This window comes from Sinorhizobium meliloti (assembly GCF_017876815.1).
Taxonomy (GTDB): Bacteria; Pseudomonadota; Alphaproteobacteria; order Rhizobiales; family Rhizobiaceae; genus Sinorhizobium; species Sinorhizobium meliloti.
The window spans coordinates 3,115,140-3,129,886 of the sequence record NZ_JAGIOS010000001.1 but is presented as its reverse complement, the minus strand read 5'-3'; the positions used below and the strand labels follow the sequence as shown (position 1 = coordinate 3,129,886).

The window sequence follows — 14,747 nt, the reverse complement described above, 5'->3', positions numbered from 1 at the left end:
CTGAAGCTGCAGGGACAATTGGAAACAAATACAGAATACTCGGAGATGCTGCATGTCCGTTTTCAACCGCCTGCTCGCCAGTCGGAAGGGTGCTGCCGCCATTGAATTCGCGATCATTGCGCCGCTTTTCTTCATGTGCGTGCTGACGCTGATAGCTTACGGGATCTATCTGAGCGCCGCACATTCCATCCAGCAGGTCGCCGCGGATGCGGCACGGACTGCGATTGCGGGCCTTTCGCTGGAAGAACGGGAGCGCCTTGCCACCGATTACATCCGGCGCACGACGATGAACCAGACCTTCATCGACTCCTCCCGCATGAACGTCACCGTCCGCGATGACGCCAACAATACCAACCAGTTCACCGTCACCATTTCCTACGACGCAAGCGATCTTCCGATCTGGAAGCTTTTCACCTTTGCCCTGCCGGGCGAGCAGATCGAGCGTTACGCGACGATACGCGTGGGAGGTATCTGAGATGCATGGAGCGACAACCGCCTTCCGCCGATGCCTGAAGTCCCGCACCGGCAATATTGGGGTCTCGGCGGCGCTCGTCATGCCGCTGGTGGTCGCGTCGATGGGGCTCGGCATCGATTACGGCTATCTTACCCTTCAGCGGCGCGAGCTGCAGTCTGTCGCGGACCTCGCCTCCATTGCGGCGGCCGCCGATGTAAGCTCCGCCGAAGAGGCCGTCCTCGCCCACTTCCGGAGCAACGATCTCGGCTTCGCCGTCTCGACTCCCTCGGGGCTGATGACGGTTGACGGCAAGCTGCTGCCGAACGACGTCGAAACCGCCGCCAAGGGGGTGGCGACGATCGTGCGCGGGCGCTACGTCCCCGACCCGGCGATCGATGCCGGCCAAAGGTTCATCAGGGGGGCCCTGCCCGCCGACGCCGTCCAGGTTACGCTCGAGAAGAAGGGCGACATCTATCTCGCGGCGCTGTTCAGCGAGCCGCCGGATTTGAGCGTAATCGGTACCGCGGCGAGTTCAAAGATCGCTGCCTTCTCCGTCGGCTCCCGCCTTGCCAGCCTCAACGGCGGTCTCTTGAACGCGATCCTCGGCCAGATGCTCGGCACCAATATTGCGCTGAAGGTCATGGATTACGAGGCATTGATCGACGCCGACATCGATATCCAGCCATTCCTCAAGATCATCGCCACCCGCCTCAGTCTCACGGCCGCTTCCTACGAAGACGTGCTGACGGCGGAGCTGACGGTGCCGCAATTGCTCGGGTCGCTTCGGCTTGTGCAGGGCCTCTCCGGAACGGTGACTTCAGCGCTCAAGACCGTCGAACTCGCGACAGCCGGAAACAAGCAGACACTCACTCTGGCGCAGATCCTCAACATCGACCCGAAGAAGAGCCTCGGCGTCGATGCGGGCTCGGACTGGGCGATGAAAGTCAGTGCATTGCAGATCGTCTCCGCCGCTGCGGTGATCGCCAACGGCGAGCATCAGATCGCACTCGACGCCGTTGCAGGCTTGCCGGGCATCGCCTCGGTAAAGGTCAGGCTCGCGATCGGCGAACCGCCCCTGGAAACGCCGAGCCATCGCCTGGGTTCACCCGGCGCGGCCGTAAGAACGGCACAAACGCGCCTCGCTGTCGAAGTCGTCATCGACGGTCTCGCGGCTCTCGCCGGGACCCGCATACGGCTGCCGATCTATGTCGAACTCGCCCATGCGGAAGCAAAGCTCTCGGATATCCGCTGCTACGGCGGAACGCCGGAGAATGCGGCGGTGATCATAGATGCGGTCCCGGGCGTGGCGGAGATCGCCCTCGGCGATGTCGATCCCACCGTCCTGTCGAGCTTTTCGTCCGATGCCCGGGTGACGCGGGCGCGGCTCCTCGACGGTCTCATCAAGATCGACGGCATCGCCCATGTCGAGTCCAAGAACCTGCAACCCTCTCGCCTGGCATTCAGCCCTGCCGAGGTTTCCTCGCGGACGATCAAGAGCGTCTCGACCAGGGATATCCTCTCATCGACGACCAGGACCCTGCTCGGCAATCTCGACGCGCAGATCAATGTGGGCGGTCTCCTCTCGATCGGAAGCCCGACTTTGTTGCAGCAGGCTCTGGCGCAAACACTCGGCGCCGTGACCGCACCCGTCGATCAATTGCTCTACAATCTCCTGCTCCTGGTCGGCGTGCGCGTCGGCGAGGCCGACGTGCGCGTCACCGGCGTCAAATGCCAACGGCCCGTTCTCGTTCAGTAAAGCGCTCGCACACGTGCAGATTTCAATTTCGTGTGAAACAAAACGCAGGCCTTGCGCATTGAGCATAACGCGTGAATGGTAAATGTGGGGCGAAGGGACCATGCAGTGCCCCCAGCGCAGGAGTGGGGGCACGCGCAGCAGATGCAGCGGGTCGCGGAGAAGGGCAGCTCTGAGCAGCAGGTGCCAACCGGCTTGACGGTTGGCGACTTGGTGCGAAATCCTAATTTCCCGCAGATATTGCAGGCAGGCGCGCGAACGCTGATCGCCCTCAATGACCTCTTTCCGCGCGTGGCGCGCCTGGTGGCGTCACACCAGAAGTGGATGCTGACGCAAGCGGCCTATTCGCTCCATCTCGAACGGGACGTCAACAACCCGGAATCGGGTATCACCGCCGCACGGTTGCTCAAATTCATGCGCGATACCGGGGGCGCCAGCCGCAACACGGCCGCCGCTTTCCTCGCGGAACTGGTCGCTTACAAGATGCTTCAGCCGGCATCCGGCGGACGTACCAAGAGAGCGCGTCCCCTCGAGCCGACCGAGGTCAGCGAAACCGCGATGCGACTCTGGTTCAAGAGTCAGATGAGCACGATCGATCTCCTTGACGGCGGCACCAGGGTCGAACGCGTCGAAGCGGACAAATCGATTTTCGAGCGCGCCCAGCCGCTCGCGGCACGGCGCCTCCTCTCCGACAGCAGATGGACGACGCCACCGAAGGGTGTCGCCATCTTTGTCTGGTCCGAATCGGGCGGTGTGATCCTCGACGATCTCATGACGCGCGTCTCCGAATTCGCGCCAATGGACGGCAAGGTATGGGTCGAGGTCAGCCTGGCGAAACTGGCCGAGCACTACCTGATATCGAATACCCATGTCCGCCGGATATTCGCCAGAGCCGACGCAGCCGGGTTCCTTGGAAAATCCGAGGATGGACGACGCGGACGGTTCTGGCTGAGCGCACGGCTGATCGAGGAATATGTCTCCTGGCAGGCGGTCAAGATCGAGGCGTTGGCCAGTGCCTATGATCAAGCCTCCGATTGGGCTGCTTGACTGCCGAGCATTCTCTGCCCGCTACGGCCGCGATCCTGCAAAGCGCGGCAGGTCGTCGCTGATATCGTAATAGTGCCCCTTGTCCGCGCAAAAGATGTGATAGCCGGGCTCGAGCGCCACCGACCCGTCGAATGTACCGGCGAGAATGGACGTGTAGTCCAGTCCATCCGCCTTCCAGAACAGGGCCGATCCGCAATACCGGCAGAAACCGCGTCGCGCCTCATTGCTGGAACGGTACCAGGTCACGTTCTCGACGCCTTCCACTTCCATTTCACGGTCGAGCACATTGGTGGCCGCGTAGTAGAGCCCGGTTTGCTTTCGGCATTGAGAGCAATGGCAGAAGATCAGTTCGCGAAGCTTTCCGCGCGTCTTGAAACGAACAGCGCCGCAAAGGCAACCGCCCTCGTTTATTTCCATCGTCTGCCCCCCTTCGAACCTATGCACTTCAACACATAAAGGCCGGACAAGCTTTCAAGCTGGCCCGGCCAAAGTCAAATTCAGAGAATGCGCCGCAGGTTCAGAAATATTGAACTGATGGCTTAATCGATTGGATCAGCCGTTGACGACCATCTTCTTCTCGTCGCGGCCGCCCTTCATTCGCTCGGCGAGCAGGAAGGCCAGCTCAAGCGCCTGGTCGGCATTGAGGCGCGGATCGCAATGGGTGTGGTAGCGATCGGCAAGGTCGTCGCCTGAAAGCGCACGCGCGCCGCCGGTGCACTCCGTGACGTCGTTGCCGGTCATCTCGATATGGATGCCGCCCGGATGCGAACCTTCGGCGCGATGAATCTGGAAGAAGCTTTCGACTTCGGACAGAATCCGCTCGAACGGCCGGGTCTTGTAATTGTTGAGCGTGATCGTGTTGCCATGCATCGGATCGCAGGACCACACCACCTTCTTGCCCTCCCGTTCGACGGCTCGGATGAGGCGCGGCAGATGCTCGGCGACCTTGTCGTGCCCGAAGCGGCAGATCAGCGTGAGACGTCCCGCCTCGTTGGCGGGATTGAGGATGTCGATCAATTCGAGAAGGCCGTCCGCCGTCAGCGACGGGCCGCACTTCAGGCCAAGCGGATTCTTGATGCCGCGGCAATATTCGATATGCGCGTGATCGGGCTGGCGCGTACGGTCGCCGATCCAGATCATGTGGCCGGACGTCGCGTACCAGTCGCCCGAGGTGGAATCGACGCGCGTGAGCGCCTGCTCGTAACCGAGCAGCAGAGCTTCGTGGCTGGTGAAGAAATCCGTTTCACGCAGGCTCGGATGGTTTTCAGCGGTGATGCCGATCGCCTTCATGAAATCCATCGTCTCGGAGATCCGGTCGGCGAGCTTGCGGTAGCGCTCTGCCTGAGGGCTGTCCTTGACGAAACCGAGCATCCACTGATGGACGTTCTCGAGATTGGCGTAACCGCCCATGGCAAAGGCGCGCAGCAGGTTGAGCGTCGCCGCGGACTGGCGATAGGCCATGACCTGACGTTCCGGATTGGGCACGCGTGCCTCCTCCGTGAACTCTATGCCGTTGATGATGTCGCCGCGGTAGCTCGGCAGCGTCACATCGCCCTGCTTCTCGACGCCCGACGAGCGCGGCTTGGCGAACTGGCCGGCAATGCGGCCCACCTTGACGACCGGCTGCTGCGCACCGAAGGTCAGGACGACGGCCATCTGCAGGAAGGCGCGGAAGAAATCTCGGATCGTATCGGCGCCATGCTCGGCGAAGCTCTCGGCGCAGTCGCCCCCTTGCAACAGGAAGCCGCGCCCCTCGGCAACGTTGGCAAGCGCGCTCTTGAGACGGCGCGCCTCTCCGGCGAAGACAAGTGGCGGATACTTGGCAAGACGCGCTTCCACGCTATCGAGCACTGCGAGGTCCGGATAGTCCGGCACCTGCTGAATGGGTTTTTGCCGCCAGCTGTTCGGAGTCCAAGTCTGTGCCATTTCCATCACCTGTTGTCTGACGCGGATCGGCCCGCGTCGCGCCCTGCGGCCGTCATGCGGCCCGGCATCCGGATTTGCATGCGCCCGCGTCGGCAGCCCTGCCGATACCTGCGATCTGCCACAACGCCCGGGCGGACTACTTTCGCGGATGCGGGCTTATAAACGTTAACAGGGGGCTTGGAAAGCCATCCTACCAGAAAACGTGGACCGCCACGACGCCGACGGGAGAGGCTCAGCCGACCCTCTCTCCGTTCCTCACGCGGTAGCTCGGCTGATACATCGTGACGAGCTCCTCCGCCGCCGTCGGGTGAACCGCCATCGTCCGATCGAAATCGTCCTTCGTGCAGCCGGCCCTCAGCGAAATCCCCAACAGCTGCGCCATCTCGCCGGCATCATGGCCGAGAATATGCGCCCCGACGACCTTGCGGTCAGCGGCATTGACGACGAGCTTCATGATCGTCTTTTCCTTACGGCCGGAGAGCGTCGCTTTCATCGGCCGGAACTCGGCGCGATAGACCTCGATCTCCTGGAATTTCCGGGCCGCTTCCTCTTCCGTGATCCCGACCGTGCCGATCTCGGGCTGCGAGAACACGGCGGTCGCGATCAGGTCGTGGTCCGGCGAAGTCGGATTGTTCTTGTATTCCGTCTCGATGAAGCACATGGCCTCGTGGATCGCCACGGGGGTTAGCTGCACGCGATCGGTCACATCGCCGAGCGCGTAGATCCCCGGCGTGCTGGTGCGCGAAAAAGCGTCGACGATGATTGCGCCGAGCTCATTGGTCCTGACGCCGGCGGCCTCAAGCCCGAGACCATTCGTGTTCGGCATGCGCCCGAGCGCCAGCATCACCTGGTCGGCGACGATCTCACCATGTTTCATCGTCGTCGCCACACGCCGTCCGTCCGCATCCGCCGACACCGACTGGATGATGTCCTCGCAGAGGATGCGGATTCCCTTTTCCTCCATGGCTGCGTGCAGGCCGCGCCGCATGTCCTGATCGAAGCGGGATAGAATTTCCTTTCCGCGATAGATCAGCGTCGTTTTCACGCCCAGCCCGTGGAAGATATTGGCGAATTCCACGGCGATGTAGCCGCCGCCGGCAATGAGGATCGATTCCGGCAGCGCCGGAAGATCGAAGGCTTCGTTGGAGGTGATGCACAGTTCGTGGCCCGGCAGCGCGTCATGCGGGCTCGGATGTCCGCCGACCGCGATAACGATGCGCTCCGCCGTGACGGTCTTGCCGCTGGCAAGCAGCTTCACCGTGTTCGGACCGGCGAGCTCGGCGCGCGTATCCAGGATCTCGGCGCCGGCATTCGCCAGGCCCTTACGGTAAAGACCCTCCAGCCGGGCGATTTCCTGTTCCTTCGCGGCAACGAGCTTGGCCCAATCGAAACGGCTCTCGCCGACGGTCCAGCCGAAGCCCGCCGCATCTTCGAAATGTTCCGCAAACTGCGAGGCATAAACATAGAGCTTCTTCGGTACACAGCCGCGAATGACGCACGTCCCGCCATACCGGAACTCCTCGGCGATCGCCACCTTCTTGCCGAGCGCCGCAGCCAGCCGCCCGCTTCTCACACCGCCCGAACCGCCGCCGATCACGAAGAGGTCATAGTCGAAAGCGCTCATGGGAACTCCTGCAGGAAATGAAATGTCGAATACGCCGTCGGCCGGAAGACGTCGGGCTGGAAAGCGCGAACGGAGTCGCCTTTCGCCCCTGATATAGTATTGCGACGCAAAAAAAGAAAAGCCCGGATCACTCCGGGCTCCTGTCTTGCGGCCGACCTCGTGCGGTCAGCTTCGGGTGGCCAGACCGCCGGTTCGCCCGAGGGCTTATTGGGCGGGCGCCGCAGCGCCTGCATTTGCCGCCGGCGCATTGCCTATCTTCTCATCGAGCGACTTCGTCGCTTCGCTGGTCAGGTCGCGCGAAACGCCTGCCGCCCAGATGTCGGCAGCCTTCAGCATCTCACGCGAGGCGATCGGGCCGTCGTTCAAAAGCTTCTTGCCCGCGGTCGAGTTGTAGAAGTCGGCGATGGCGTTCAGCTCTTCGACGGTAAAGGTCTTCGCGTAGATGGTCGCGGCTTCGCGCTCCAGATCCGAACGCCGCCCGGCGAGGCTGAGCGCCTTCTCGTCCACGGTCGCGGTGATCAGTTCCTGATGGTTCGGCGACGCCTGAATGAGCGTGTTCTTCAGGCGTTCGGCGAGGTTCGGCAGAATGTTGTCGAAGCTGTTGGTCACGCCGAGCGCCGCGATCGTCGCACGCGCAGCCTTGATCTGATCTTCCGTCACGTCCTGTGCCCGTACCGCCGGAACCGAAACCGAAACGAGGATCGCAGCAGTAGCGAAAGTGCGGGCAAGACCTGCGAATTTGTTCATATTTATCCATGCTCCTGTGTTGGCACGTGCCGCCCGGCCGATAGCCGCCGCCTGGCTGACCTGTGCAAAATCTGTCTCTCGATACGCCCCGCGCCACTCAGCCGAAGCGGCTCAAGACGCCGTAAGCGTGCGCGCTCCCTCAGGACCGGCAATGATCGCCATCGACGCCACATCTATGAAAAGCCCGTGCTCAACGACCCCCGGGATGGCGTTCAGCTCCACCGCGAGCGCATCTGCATCAGGAATACGGCCAAAAGATGCATCGAGAATGAGGTGTCCGCCATCGGTCATGAAGACTCCATCGCCGGAGGATCGTACGACGATTTCCCCTGCCAGACCCAGCCGCGAGGCGGTCTTCTCGATCGCGAGCCTCGTGGCGACCTGGCCGAAAGGATTGATCTCGATCGGCAGCTTGAAAGCGCCCAGCACGTCCACGACCTTCGATTCGTCGGCAATGACGATCATCCGCGTCGAGGCGCTCGCAACGATCTTCTCGCGCAGCAACGCACCGCCGCCGCCCTTGATCAGGCGCAGCTTTCCGTCGACCTCGTCGGCCCCGTCAATCGTCAGGTCCAGTTCCGGCAGTTCGTCGAGCGACTTTAGAGGCACACCGAGCTCGAGGCAGAGGCGCGCAGTCCGCTCGGACGTCGGAACGCCGGAGATCTGAAAGCCGGATGCCACTTTCTCGGCCAGCAATCGGACGAATTCTTCAGCCGTCGAGCCTGTGCCTATTCCAAGCCGCATGCCGCTTTCGACATGTTCAAGTGCCGCTTCGGCGGCCTTGATCTTCATCTGGCGGGCGTCCATGCGCCACTCGCTCCCTCTCGATCCACGTCAGGCGGGGGCGTCGCCCTCGGCCGCCACCCTCCAATTCCGCTGAGACACTTACACGCCCGCCGCGGCAAACAAAAGTCAAAATGCACGGCCGGAACCGGATTCGGGCAGCGCTACGACCTAGGTCGCCATTGCATTCCGCGCCGACTTCGCCTACCCGGACGGACAAGGTTTTGCAGAACGAGGTTGCCGGTGTCCCTGCCCCTAGTCGTCTTCGATCTCGACGGTACGCTCGTCGACACAGCGCCCGATCTTGTCGCCAGCTTGAACCATGCGGTGACGCAAGCCGGTATCGAGCCGGTGACCTACGCGGATCTCACGCATCTGGTCGGCCACGGCGCACGGGCCATGATCGAGAGGACTTTCGCGCTTCGCGGCAGAACGATCGCCGAAGAAGAACTGACCTGGCAGATGAAAGAGTTCGTCGATTTTTATCACGGATCGATGCCGGGTGAATCCCTTCCCTATCCGGGGCTGATCGAAGCGCTCGACCGCCTGCAGGATGCGGGGCTGAAACTCGCAGTCTGCACCAACAAGCCGGAAATGCTGGCAAAGCGTCTTTTGGAAGGGTTGGGACTACTTGGCCGCTTTGCGGCGATCTCCGGTGGCGATACCTTCACCGTCCGCAAACCCCATGCCGACCACCTGCTGTCGACGGTCTCGAATGCCGGGGGGATGGCCGAACGGGCGGTCATGGTCGGCGACAGTCTCAACGACGTTCTCGTCGCCCGAAATGCCTCTGTTCCGTCGATCGTCGTGCCCTTCGGCTATTCGGACGTGCCGATCGAAAGCCTGCTGCCCGATCGTATCATCGGGCACTTCGACGAATTGACACCGGATCTGGTCGAGACTGTGCTCTCCCGCAAGCCGAAGTGAAAGGGGCCGCTCGTGTAACGCGGCCCACCTCCTCATCCTTCCAGACTCCGCGCCTTGCGCGTGGCCTCGAAAGCGCGATTCATATACATATCGCGTTCGTAGACGTCGTCGAAATACTCGACGGTTCCGTCCTTGTTCGGCCAGGCGGTAAAGTAGGAAACATAGACCGGGACCTTGGCGGATACCGGCAGCGCCTTGTTGCGGCCGCCCGATATTTCCATGCCGACCTCGTCGACACTTACGCCCAGAACCGCCGCCGCCATGCGCCGGGGATCGGCAAGACGCACGCAGCCATGGCTTAGCGCCCGCTGGTCGCGCTTGAAGAAGCTCTTCGACGGCGTGTCGTGCATATAGATCGCGTGCGCGTTGGGGAAGAGTATCTTGAGTTCGCCGAGCGCATTGTCGCTGCTCGGCGGCTGGCGCACGGCGATCGAGTTCGTCGATCCGTACCAGTTCACCGCGGTGGAAGGAACGACGCGGCCGCCGACTTCCACCTGATAACCCATGCGGTCCAGGTAACCCGGGTCGTTTCTAAGCTTCGGCAGCATTTCGTTGACGATGATCGACTGCGGCACGCCCCAATAGGGATTTACTTCGACCGTCTGGATTTCGTCCTGGAAGAAATATGTCTGGTTGGCCTTGGAACCGACGACCACGCGCATGGAGAACTGCTCCGTGCCCTGTTCCGTATAGGACGCGGTGAAGGCCGGCTGGTTGATGAAGACATAGCGGTCGCCAAGCCCATCCGGCAACCAGCGCGCCTGCTCCATCGCGATTTCGACCTTGTCTATCTTTCCTTGGGTCGTATCGCCGCCGGTGAGGGCGCGTATCGACGCCTGCCCGACAATGCCATCCGCCTTCAGGCCATATTCCTTCTGGAAGGCCTCGACGAGCGGCACCAGCTCGGGCGTGTAGTCCGGCGTCCCCTCATAGGCCGCGAGCACGACCGCATGCTCCGTCTTCAACGCTTCCGAGGCTTTCAACTTGATTCCGGCGATAACATTCGCGAGTTCCGGATTGCTTTCGCCGGGCTTCAACAACGTCCCCGGTGCGATCTCCACCCGCGGCGCGGCTTCCACCTGCGTCCGAAGCCGCTCGAGTTCCTGCCTCAATGCGGTAAATTGTGCGCTTTTCGGATTCTGACTTTCGACAAGCGCCGCGACATCACTGCTTGTCTCGATCTTCTCCAGAAAGCCGAGAAGATCGACGTTTTTCCGCTTGAAGTCGTGATAGCCGGAGATCCTGTTCGGATCGATACGGCCGCGCACGGTATCCTGGACATAGGTGAGCACGGCCGCGGACATCGCGATTTCGAAACGCACCAGATCCTTCTCGCGGGCGATCATGTCGCCGCGGTCGAAATCTTCCGGAGGAACGATGACGGCGTAGTCGAGCGGGTCGAGACCGACCTTCGCAGCGTCGGACAAGACGCCAAGCGCCGCCTTGGCACGGCCGCTGACGCCCGTCCCCTCGATCCACAGGAAATCCGTCCGCGTGCCGTAGAAATTCTCGACGGCTTTTGCGACCTCGGCGGGGGCGCGCACATCGACTTCCGGAAGAAACTGGCGCGCGTCGGCAAGCGGCGAGCGCAGCATGGGCGGCAGGGCCCCGTTCAGCACCGAGCCGGTGACGACGGGATCGACCAGACGATCCGTCGCGATCCGGCGCAGCGGCTCCGCCTTGTAGGTATAATAGCGCGGGCCGGTGATGCGCGGTGGCTTCGCCGCCTTCTGATCAAGCCGCTGCGGCGCGAACATGTCCACGCCCGGAAGCTGCCGCCGAGGCTGCACCTGCTCCTGCACGTCGCGCTTCTTGCCTCCGCGGATGAAGTCCATGAAGGTGATTGCAGACGCCGGCTGCACATCCATGGTTGCAACCACACAGCCACTCATGAGCGTGACAATCGCTGCCGACTTGATGATTCTCATAGATACAAACGTCCCCGTATTGCGTCGCCGCCGAATGCAGCCGCCGCCAGATTCTCGCCACGCCCTCGTGCTCCGAGAGTTATAGAAAAGGATGGTGAATGAAAAGGAAACGAAGCCTCCCGAATCCGCGCCCCGCGTCTCGCCGCGATCCGTTTTCAGCCATGCCCCTTCGCCTAAAAATCTGATTTGCATCTACTTTGCCCGGCCGGGCGCGATGCCGATGTTCCCTGCGACACAAGGAAGACGCGCAACGGAAGATTGCGGATGTGACGGAAAGGACACATCGCTGCCGGCCGGAAACCCATGTCGGCGATGCCCGGTCGGAGCTTGCCGCTCGGCGGCAATTCAAACGATTGTAGGTGTTCCGAGCCCCCGCGGCCCCTTTACAAGGCAGCATGGCCAAGGCAGAGAAATGCCCGGCAGCGGGGAGTAAGATCGGCCTTGGACCCGGTCCCCGCCTCGGCTTCATGAACCGCATGACGAAAGCAGGTATCACGATGACATCGACCCGCACGGAAACAGATACGTTCGGCCCCATCGAAGTGGCGAGCGACCGCTATTGGGGCGCCCAGGCGCAGCGATCGCTGGGCAATTTCAAAATCGGCTGGGAAAAGCAGCCTCTGGCAATCGTGCGCGCACTCGGCATCGTCAAACAGGCGGCTGCCCGCGCCAACATGGCGCTCGGCCGCCTCGACCCGGCGATCGGCGACGCCATCGTCAAGGCCGCACAGGAGGTGATCGACGGCAAGCTTGACGAGCACTTCCCTCTCGTCGTGTGGCAGACGGGCTCCGGAACCCAGTCGAACATGAATGCGAACGAGGTCGTTTCCAACCGTGCGATCGAGCTGCTCGGCGGCGTCATGGGTTCGAAGAAGCCGGTTCACCCGAACGATCACGTCAATATGAGCCAGTCGTCGAACGACACCTATCCCACGGCCATGCACATCGCCTGTGCGGAGCGCGTGATCCACGATCTGCTGCCGGCGCTCAAGCACCTGCACAAGGCGCTCGAAGAGAAGGTGAAGGCTTTCGATCACATCATCAAGATCGGCCGCACCCACACGCAGGACGCAACGCCCCTGACGCTGGGGCAGGAGTTTTCCGGCTATGCGGCGCAGGTCGCCTCCTCGATCAAACGGATCGAGATGACGCTCCCCGGCCTTTGCGAGCTCGCCCAGGGGGGGACCGCGGTCGGCACCGGGCTCAATGCGCCGGTCGGATTTGCCGAGAAGGTCGCCGAGGAAATCGCTGCCATCACCGGCATCGGCTTCACTTCCGCGCCGAACAAGTTCGAAGCGCTGGCCGCCCACGACTCGATGGTCTTCAGCCACGGGGCAATCAACGCCACCGCCGCCGCGCTCTTCAAGATCGCCAACGACATCCGCTTCCTCGGCTCCGGCCCCCGCTCCGGCCTCGGCGAGCTTTCACTGCCGGAAAACGAGCCGGGCTCGTCCATCATGCCGGGCAAGGTCAACCCGACTCAGTGCGAGGCGCTCACCCAGGTCTGCGTCCAGGTCTTCGGCAATCATGCGGCGCTGACCTTTGCCGGCAGCCAGGGCCACTTCGAGCTCAACGTCTACAATCCGCTGATGGCGTACAACTTCCTGCAGTCGGTGCAACTGCTCGCCGATGCGGCTATCTCCTTCACCGACAATTGCGTCGTCGGGATCGAGGCGCGGGAGGACAACATCAAGGCGGCGCTCGACCGTTCGCTCATGCTGGTGACTGCGCTTGCGCCGAAGATCGGCTACGACAACGCGGCCAAGATCGCCAAGACCGCCCACAAGAACGGTACCACGCTTCGCGAGGAGGCCGTCGGCGGCGGTTACGTCACGGACGAGGAGTTCGACGCCGTCGTCCGCCCCGAAACCATGATCGGCCCGGCCTGATCGCACTTCATGCGGCCGCGGCTCGACATGGTGCCGCCGCGGCCGCCTACCACATCGTCTTCGCGGCGCGGCCGGGCCATTCCCGGTCGTAGCTTTCCTTGTCGAAATCGGCCTTGGCAGCTTTCAGCAACGCGCCGGGCGTCGGCAGCGAGGCCGCATCGGCGAAGCGCTCCGCATTCCAGAGCTGCGAACGGATCAGGGCCCGGGCGCATTGGAAATAGACCTCGCCGATCGTGACCACGATGACGCTGCGCGGATGCTTCCCATCGACCTCGAAGGAACCGGTCAAGGCAGGGTCGACGCTGACGACGGCGGTGCCGTTGATGCGGATGGTCGTATTCGATCCGGGCACGAGGAAGAGCAGCGCCACTCTCGGATCGCGCACGATATTGGCAAGCGAGTCCACCCGGTTGTTACCGCGCCAGTCGGGCATCAGCACGGTCTTGTCGTCCGCGATGCGGACGACGCATTGATCGTCGCCCCGCGGCGAACAGTCGAGTCCCTCAGGACCAACGGTGGCGAGCGCTGCGAAGGGCGAGGCTTCGATCATTTCCCTGTATTCGGCCGTCAGTGCACTGGTTACCTTGACGATCGATGCCTCGCTCGTTCCGCCATAGAGCGCCTGCAACTCCTCGACCGTTCCGATAATCGTCATCTCATCCCTCCTGCAACGGTGCTGCGGCTGCCACGCCGAAAATCGCGATCTCTGCGCGCCCGTTTCGAGGAATAGCATGACGGCCTGATGACGCCATCAGGCGATTTTTGACATGGGAGCCTCTTTCCTGCGCTCCCAGAGGAATTCCGTGATCCTCTCGATGACCGGAGCGGCGGAAACGATGCGGCGATGCCCGAGACCGTTCGCCCAGTGCAATTCTACATTTGGTCCGACCGCGCCGTAGCGGCGCGCGTGATCGGCAGGGACCTCCTTGTCGTCCTCGGCATGGATGACCAGAACCGGCTTGCGGAGTGCCGCCAGGATGCGGGTGGCATCGAAACCCTCAATGCGACGCCCGGAGAGCCGCTCCACCATGCCCTCGAAAGCTGCCTGCGCCTTCGGCGCGAGCCCCAACGTCCGGCCGAAGCCCCTGAAGAGCCATGTCATTTCGCTTGGCGCACCGATCAGGACCAGTTTCCCGGGAACGCGCGCCGGTACATCGCAGAGCACTGCCCCGGCCGCGCAAGCAAGGCTCGCGCCGCCGAAGGAATGGCCTATACCGACATCGAATCCGTCGAAATGGCGCCACGCCGCATCGATCGCCCTCACCGCTTGCGGCATGGTCAGCGTCCGCCCGGGCGACGCTCCATGTCCCGGCAAGTCGAGCGCCACCACCTCAGCGCCTGAGGAGAGCAGCCCGTCGATCAGCGTTGCCAGATAGTCGCTGCGAGATCCCCAGCCGTGCGCGACCAGTACCCGCGGCCCGCGGCCGCCCATCCGCCGTTCGAAATGCCGAGCGGCAGCCCAGCCGCCCGCAAAGGACAACGTGACCTTCCGCGATCGTTGCATGATCGGGACTGCCGCTTTGAGCAGCGCCGCCTCCTTGCCGTTTTTTGGCTTCCGGCTCGGGGTGCGGCAGAATATCCAGAATGCGGACTTGCCCGCCTTGTCGGCCGAAAACGCGGAAACGGCCTTCAGCGATAGACGGATGACCTTGATCGCAAAGGATGGCAT

The 14,747-nt window shown here is 62.6% G+C and carries 13 protein-coding genes; 5 read left to right on the top strand and 8 right to left on the bottom strand.

What is annotated here, in order from left to right; genetic code table 11:
* Positions 1-52 precede the first annotated feature (52 nt).
* The 3 genes from JOH52_RS15160 (at position 53) to JOH52_RS15150 (ending at position 3,254) form a co-directional block, all read left to right on the top strand.
* Complete coding sequence (locus JOH52_RS15160) at positions 53-475, top strand: TadE/TadG family type IV pilus assembly protein (protein WP_010969515.1); 423 nt, start codon at positions 53-55, stop codon at positions 473-475.
* A 1-nt stretch (position 476) separates the two neighbouring features.
* Entirely contained in the window at positions 477-2,210 is a 1,734-nt protein-coding gene (locus tag JOH52_RS15155; RefSeq protein ID WP_013844510.1) for a TadG family pilus assembly protein, read from the top strand.
* A 105-nt stretch (positions 2,211-2,315) separates the two neighbouring features.
* Complete coding sequence (locus JOH52_RS15150) at positions 2,316-3,254, top strand: hypothetical protein (RefSeq protein ID WP_013844511.1); 939 nt, start codon at positions 2,316-2,318, stop codon at positions 3,252-3,254.
* 21 nt (positions 3,255-3,275) lie between these two features.
* Here the strand turns inward: JOH52_RS15150 and JOH52_RS15145 are convergent, their stop codons facing one another.
* The 5 genes from JOH52_RS15145 to rpiA form a co-directional block, all read right to left on the bottom strand.
* The gene (locus JOH52_RS15145; protein WP_010969518.1) at positions 3,276-3,671 is read right to left on the bottom strand and encodes a GFA family protein; all 396 of its coding nucleotides are present in this window, start codon (positions 3,669-3,671) and stop codon (positions 3,276-3,278) included.
* A gap of 135 nt (positions 3,672-3,806) precedes the next feature.
* Positions 3,807-5,180, bottom strand: a complete 1,374-nt coding sequence (locus tag JOH52_RS15140; RefSeq protein ID WP_003535070.1) for a class II 3-deoxy-7-phosphoheptulonate synthase — start codon at positions 5,178-5,180, stop codon at positions 3,807-3,809.
* Between the two features lie 232 nt (positions 5,181-5,412).
* Entirely contained in the window at positions 5,413-6,804 is a 1,392-nt protein-coding gene (gor, locus tag JOH52_RS15135; RefSeq protein WP_010969519.1) for a glutathione-disulfide reductase, read from the bottom strand.
* A gap of 204 nt (positions 6,805-7,008) precedes the next feature.
* Positions 7,009-7,551: a DUF2059 domain-containing protein gene (locus tag JOH52_RS15130; RefSeq protein ID WP_003535074.1), complete on the bottom strand. Its 543-nt coding sequence runs from the start codon at positions 7,549-7,551 to the stop codon at positions 7,009-7,011.
* 111 nt (positions 7,552-7,662) lie between these two features.
* Positions 7,663-8,358: a ribose-5-phosphate isomerase RpiA gene (gene rpiA / locus JOH52_RS15125; protein WP_003535076.1), complete on the bottom strand. Its 696-nt coding sequence runs from the start codon at positions 8,356-8,358 to the stop codon at positions 7,663-7,665.
* Positions 8,359-8,577: 219 nt separating this feature from the next.
* On the opposite strand from rpiA, the gene JOH52_RS15120 reads away from it, so the two are divergent.
* The gene (locus tag JOH52_RS15120) at positions 8,578-9,261 is read left to right on the top strand and encodes an HAD family hydrolase (RefSeq protein ID WP_010969520.1); all 684 of its coding nucleotides are present in this window, start codon (positions 8,578-8,580) and stop codon (positions 9,259-9,261) included.
* 32 nt (positions 9,262-9,293) lie between these two features.
* Here the strand turns inward: JOH52_RS15120 and JOH52_RS15115 are convergent, their stop codons facing one another.
* Positions 9,294-11,189: a L,D-transpeptidase family protein gene (locus JOH52_RS15115; protein ID WP_010969521.1), complete on the bottom strand. Its 1,896-nt coding sequence runs from the start codon at positions 11,187-11,189 to the stop codon at positions 9,294-9,296.
* Between the two features lie 395 nt (positions 11,190-11,584).
* On the opposite strand from JOH52_RS15115, the gene fumC reads away from it, so the two are divergent.
* Positions 11,585-13,078 (top strand): class II fumarate hydratase, encoded by a 1,494-nt coding sequence (gene fumC / locus JOH52_RS15110; protein ID WP_013844513.1) that lies wholly within the window; start codon positions 11,585-11,587, stop codon positions 13,076-13,078.
* A gap of 46 nt (positions 13,079-13,124) precedes the next feature.
* Here fumC and JOH52_RS15105 read toward each other — a convergent pair whose 3' ends face one another.
* Positions 13,125-13,733, bottom strand: a complete 609-nt coding sequence (locus JOH52_RS15105) for a pyridoxamine 5'-phosphate oxidase family protein (RefSeq protein WP_003535083.1) — start codon at positions 13,731-13,733, stop codon at positions 13,125-13,127.
* A gap of 96 nt (positions 13,734-13,829) precedes the next feature.
* Positions 13,830-14,747, bottom strand: a complete 918-nt coding sequence (locus tag JOH52_RS15100; protein ID WP_013844514.1) for an alpha/beta fold hydrolase — start codon at positions 14,745-14,747, stop codon at positions 13,830-13,832.